Annotated in this window: 4 protein-coding genes and 1 pseudogene; 1 reads left to right on the forward strand and 4 read right to left on the reverse strand. The window is 64.9% G+C overall.

What is annotated here, in order from left to right:
* Positions 1-172 (reverse strand): annotated as a pseudogene (locus AKL29_RS46480) (amidohydrolase/deacetylase family metallohydrolase); the annotation flags it as partial.
* A 290-nt stretch (positions 173-462) separates the two neighbouring features.
* On the opposite strand from AKL29_RS46480, the gene AKL29_RS23660 reads away from it, so the two are divergent.
* On the forward strand, positions 463-1683 hold the full coding sequence (locus tag AKL29_RS23660; RefSeq protein WP_050385820.1) for an ABC transporter substrate-binding protein: 1221 nt from the start codon (positions 463-465) through the stop codon (positions 1681-1683).
* Positions 1684-1931: 248 nt separating this feature from the next.
* Here AKL29_RS23660 and plsY read toward each other — a convergent pair whose 3' ends face one another.
* The 3 genes from plsY to AKL29_RS23675 all read right to left on the reverse strand — a co-directional run bounded on the left by plsY (position 1932) and on the right by AKL29_RS23675 (position 5763).
* Positions 1932-2585, reverse strand: a complete 654-nt coding sequence (plsY, locus tag AKL29_RS23665; RefSeq protein WP_050385821.1) for a glycerol-3-phosphate 1-O-acyltransferase PlsY — start codon at positions 2583-2585, stop codon at positions 1932-1934.
* 36 nt (positions 2586-2621) lie between these two features.
* Positions 2622-3761, reverse strand: a complete 1140-nt coding sequence (locus tag AKL29_RS23670) for an amidohydrolase/deacetylase family metallohydrolase (protein WP_050385822.1) — start codon at positions 3759-3761, stop codon at positions 2622-2624.
* Between the two features lie 76 nt (positions 3762-3837).
* Positions 3838-5763 carry a patatin-like phospholipase family protein gene (locus AKL29_RS23675; protein ID WP_050385823.1) on the reverse strand — a complete coding sequence of 642 codons (1926 nt, stop codon included), beginning with the start codon at positions 5761-5763 and terminating at the stop codon, positions 3838-3840.
* Positions 5764-5820: the final 57 nt, after the last annotated feature.

Consider the following 5820-nt stretch of genomic DNA (forward strand, 5'->3'; position numbering starts at 1 on the left):
CGTAGATGTTCGCCGACCACATCGACATAGTCGAACGTCCCCCTGCCGGACAGAGGAATTTCGACATCGTCGTCACCTGGTCGAATGCCGATCCGTCGATGCAGAGCTGATGGATGCCGGAGCAGATGGTGTCGGGGTAGAAGCCGTTGGCGAGCATCGCGCGCGCCGTCTTCACGCGGCGATGGAGCGCAAGGAGCGCAATGTTCCCGGACGAAGAACTCACGCCGCACAGGAACGTGGCTCGCCGATCAGTCGGGAGTATTTCCACGCTGCTTCGGGCAAAACGCCCGATGACATTGCGAGACCGCCTGCACGCGCGAATGCTAGGAGTGTGTTACGAGGGAATGCTTGCGCGGCAGCAGGCAGCCAAGCGCCGGCGCCTCCTCGACGGTCGTACCACGCCTGCCACAACCCGGTGCGTGGATGACTCGCCATCATGACTGCCGACCGTGGAGCCACGCGATGCGCAAGGGCTGGTTCAGGCCGACAATCGGAGTTGCGATCATCAGCCTCGGTCTGCTTGCTGCGGCCGACCTGTTTGCCGAAGGCCGCAAATACGATCCCGGTGCCAGTGATACCGAGATCAGGATAGGACAGACAATGCCCTATAGCGGCCCGGTGTCGGCATTCTCCGTCATCGGCAAGGTCCAGGCCGCCTACTTCCGGATGATCAACGAGCGGGGCGGCATCAACGGCCGCCGGATCAACCTGATCTCCTACGACGATGCCGCGACGCCGGCGAAGACGGTCGAGCAGGTCCGCAAGCTCGTCGAAAGTGACGAAGTCCTGTTCATGTTCCAGTCGGTGGGCAACGCCCCCAACATCGCGATCCAGAAATATCTCAACGACCGCCACGTTCCCCAACTCTTCGCGGGCGGGCGGTCGATGCGGTTCGAGGATCCCGTCAACTTTCCCTGGACCATGGGATTCGCGCCGAACCTGCAGACCGAGATCCGCGTCTATGCGCGTTTCATTCTCGACAATTACCCGAACGCCAGGATCGGCCTGCTCTATCAGAATGACGAGAGCGGAAAGGAATATCCCGCGGGGCTGAAGGACGCGCTCGGCGCGCGGGCGCCGGCCATGCTGGCGTCCGAAGCCCCCTATGATATGACTGACCCGACCATCGACTCGCAGGTGGTCCGGCTCAAGGCTGCTGATGTCGACGTGCTGATCGACATGGCCGCGCCGAAATTCGCCGCGCAAGCCATCCGCAAGACCGCCGAGCTCGGTTGGAAGCCGCTGCATTTGCTGGGTGTCGGCTCGTCCTCGATCGACGCGGCGCTTGCGCCGGCGGGGATCGAGCACGCCCGCGGGCTGATTTCGGCGAGTTCTTTCAAGGAAGCCAGCGACCCGACCTGGGCCGACGATGCCGGCATGAAACGATGGAGCGCCTTCATGGCCTCCTATTACCCGGAAGGCGACCGGAACAGCCTCTTCACGACCTACGGCTACAGCGCCGCCGAGCTGCTGGTGCGCGTGCTGCACCAATGTGGCGACGATCTCTCGCGCGACAACATCATGCGCCAGGCCGCCAGCCTGAAGGATGTCAGACTCGATCTGCTGTTGCCCGGCCTCGCCATCAATACCAGCCGCGCCGACTATCGCGTGGTGAAGGAGTTCCGGATGATGCGCTTCACCGGTGAGCGATGGCAGCCTTTCGGGCCGGTCGTCGCCGACTAAAGCGCGATGAGATTAGGTTGAATCGTCGTCGCGCTTTAGCTCCTTGTTTGAGCATGATCTTTTCGGAAAACCGCTTCGCACTTTTCCGGATCATGCTTTAGAACGCCGTTCCGATGGAATCGGAACGGGATTCCATATCCATGGTTCAAACGCGTTTTCCTCAGGCACGCCGGTACCGACTTCGCTCAGGAGCGCTCAAGGTCGGATCATCGGATTGATCGATCAGCCTTCACTGAGGAAACCTTTTGTCAATGCCCGAGCCGCGCCTCCGTGCCGGCCAGCAGCCGCTGAATGTTGGCACGATGGCGCACGATCACGTAGATGCCGCCTGCGATCACCAGCAAGCGATAGGGCAACGGTTGCTCCAGGCCGCAGACGAGGACGATCGCCGTCAATGCCGCCACCATCGAGCCGAGGGAGACAATCCGAAAGACAGCCACCACAGCGCCAAAGGCCGCCGCGGCGCGCAGGCCTACCGGCCAGGACATCGCCAGCAACACGCCGAGCCCGGTCGCAGCGGATTTGCCGCCGGTGAAATTCAGCCAGATCGAACGGCCGTGCCCTAGCAACACAGTAAGCCCGGCCAGGCAGACAGCCCAGGACACGCACGTTTGCGGATCAAGCGCTGCCGGCGGCGTGACGGATGGCAAGGTGTACAACCAGGGATAAAACCAGCGGGCGAACAGGATTGCCGCTACGCCTTTCAGCACGTCGACAAGGAGCACCGCCAATGCGGGCCACTTCCCCAGGGTTCGCAATACGTTCGTTGCCCCGGTGGATTTGGAGCCATGCTGGCGGATATCGATGCCCCTCAGCAGCTTCCCCGCCAGATACCCCGTCGGCGTCGAACCGAGCAGATAGGCGATCGCCAATCCAGCCACACCCGCGATCCAGAAGATCATGTCAGTCACCTGCCCTCGGCGGCGCGTCCATCAATCCTAACGCGGATGCCACCAGCGTCCGCCGATCACGACGCCTTCGGATGCGATCTTGCGATCGCCGGTCAGATGCTCGCCGACCACGTCGACATAGTCGAACGTCGCCTGCCGGACCGAGAGCAGCGTGGCGTCGCCGACGCTGCCCGGCTTGAGGCTGCCGAGCTCCGGCCGCCGCAACGCCATCGCGGCATTGACGGTGGACGCAGCGATCACGTCCGGCAACGGCATCCCCATACAGAGGAATTTCGACATCGTCGTCACCTGGTCGAATGCCGGTCCGTCGATGCAGAGCTGATGGATGTCGGAGGAGATGGTGTCGGGATAGAAGCCGTTGGCGAGCATCGCGCGCGCCGTCTTGAAGGCGAACGAGCCCTTGCCATGGCCGATGTCGAACAGCACACCGCGCTCGCGCGCCTCCAGCACGACCTTCTTCACCGTGCCCTGCGCGGTCGCGGGCGTGTTGGGGAACGGACGGAACGCATGGGTCAGCACGTCGCCCGGACGCAGGCGCGCGAGCACCTCCTCATAGCTCGGCGGCGGATGGTCGATATGCGCCATCAGGGGCATGCCGACCTCCTCGGCAACCTCGAGCGCGATCTCGAGCGGCACCAGCCCCGAGGTGCCCGAGGCGAACAGGCCGACCCGCACCTTGATGCCGACGATCAGGTCGCGGTTCTCGTCGGCGACGCGCGCCGCGTCGATCGGATTCATCAGCCGCAGCTCCTCGCTTTCGCCGACCATCACGCGATCCGAGAAGCCGAAGATGCCGGCGTGCGAGACGTGCAGATAGGCGAGGATACGGACCTGGCTCGGCTCGATCACATGCTTGCGGAAGCCGGCAAAGTTGCCCGGGCCGGCGCTGCCGGTGTCGACCGAGGTGGTGACGCCGGAGTTGCGGCAAAACTCCTCCGCGTCGATGCCGAGCGAGGTGCCGCCCCAATAGACATGGGTGTGCAGATCGATGATGCCTGGTGAGACGATCAGCCCCGAGACGTCGCGGACCTCGGTGGCTGGATCGGCTTGCAACTCGCGGCCGAGCGCAGCGACCTTGCCCGCGGCAAAGCCGATATCGGTCACGGCATCGAGTTTCTGCGACGGGTCGATCACCCGTCCGCCGCGCAGGATCAAATCGAAAGGCATCGTGTTCTCCGGATTCGGTCCGGCACGATGGTCGACTTCGCCGGCGCCTGCAAGCCGCTCAACCGACGCAGGCCTGCTAAGAAACCGGCGCGGTCGCTGTCGCGCGATCCGCGCCCTTGTCAGCGACCATGTCCGATCCCTTGTCCGCTCCGCTGGCCGACGCGACGATGGCCGCAATGGCGGGATTATGCGCCGCCTCCGAGGCAGCAATGATCTCGCGGGCCCAGCGGTACGAAGATTCGAAGATTTCCTGATGGCGGTCGAAATCGGTGACGTCGATGCCGTCGGGCGTCGGCGGACGCATCACCATGTCGAGCGGCGTGGTCGGCAGCGTATCATAGCGCTGATGCGCGACGAGGCTTCGCCACAGCACGTTGACGGCGCTCGGCGCGGCCGGAAGCAATTTCTTGCGGAACGGCGTCAGCAGCGATGCAAGCAGCTCAAGCCGCCCCGGCAGTGCGGCGTAGTCGACGTCGAACATCTCGGTTGCCGGGTCGCCGAAATGGACCACCAGATTCGGTCCGCTCTTCATCTGGTGCATCTGCGCCAGCGGAACGTTGTCGACGAGGCATCCGTCGACCAGCATCGAGCCGTCCCTCGTATAGAACGGCGGCAGCAGACCGGGGATGGCGCTCGACGCCCGCACCGCCTGCCACAGCAGACCGGTGCGGATCAATTCGAGATTGTGCGTCGACAGATTGGTCGCGACCGCCGCGAACGGCCGCCAGCAGTCCTCGATCCGGCAATTGTGGCCGTACTGATCGGCGAGCGCGGCATCGAACGCCTTGTGGTCCAGCAAGGCGTAGCGTGGCCAGGTCGGGCGGCGGAAGCTGCGGCTGGAGACGAAGATCTCATGCGTGCCGCGCTCGAGATGCTCGGCGTCGTAGTTCTTGGCAAAGCCCGCCGCCATCGCCGAGCCGACGCTGGTGCCGACAAAGATGTCGAACATCGCGCCGCGCTCGCGAAACGCCTTGTAGACGCCGACATGCGCGGTGCCGAGGCTGCCGCCGCCGCCGGCGACAAATCCGACGGCGCGACCGCACAGGAAGCGAACCAGGCTGTCGATGTCGAGCTGGTCCTCGAGCGCGACGTGATGATGCATGAAGCAGGGCAGCCGCGCCAGCCACGCCGCGGTGCCGCTGACCTCGTGGCGCCTGACGTCATGAACCCGGACGAGGCGCCGCGTCGACGCCGGATGCACGGCGCAGGCGAAGCGTTCGATCTCCGTCAGATCGGGCGTGGGCGCATGGCCACGGCAGGCGAACACGACCAGATCGGCCTGGCGGATGGTTTTCCGCGCCCACTCCGATGCGTCAGGACCACCGAAATAGGCCACCAGCGGCGCGTCGTACTCGATCCTGTTGAGCCAGTCGGCGACCTCGGATGCGTCCAGCGCGCGGCCGGGAAACATCGCCTGAACCCGCGCGAGGTCGACGATCTCGGCACCCGCAGCGGCAAGGCCTTCGCGCAACCTGTGCTCAAAGGCGGCAGGCACCGGTTCCCGTCCGCCTGGGATCAGCGCGACGGTGCGCGCCTTTGGCGACGCCCGGAGCGGCAACAGGCGCGCGGTCTCGGTGGCAAACCGCCGTGCAAGCGCAGCCAGCAGCGCCTCGACGATCTCGGGCGTTTCCCGCGCCAGCGTCGTATAGGCGGCGCGCGTCAACACCAGCACGCTGGTATCGCGGATCGCAATCACATTGGCCGTGCGCGGGATATTGGCAAAGAACCCGATCTCGCCGACCAGTTCGCCGGCGCGAAGTTCCGCGATCGGTTCGGGATGACTGGTCCGGTACACCGCGAGCGCGCCATGCAGCACCAGGAACAGCGCGTCGGAGGCGCCGCCCTGCTCGACCAGCAGCTCGCCGCGCACGAGGTCGCGCCGGGTCATGGCGCCAAAGGCGATCAGCCGCTGCTCCGCGCTGAGGGTTCTGAACAGCGCGAAGTCCTCGGACACGTTTCCCCACGCAAACGTCGCGCTCGGCGGCACACGGTTCGAATGCATGATCCGATGTTAGCGCCGGGCCGTCGTCCCGGCGAGCGATATCAGGGCCCAATCGGC

This window comes from Bradyrhizobium pachyrhizi (assembly GCF_001189245.1).
GTDB classification, from domain to species: domain Bacteria; phylum Pseudomonadota; class Alphaproteobacteria; order Rhizobiales; family Xanthobacteraceae; genus Bradyrhizobium; species Bradyrhizobium pachyrhizi.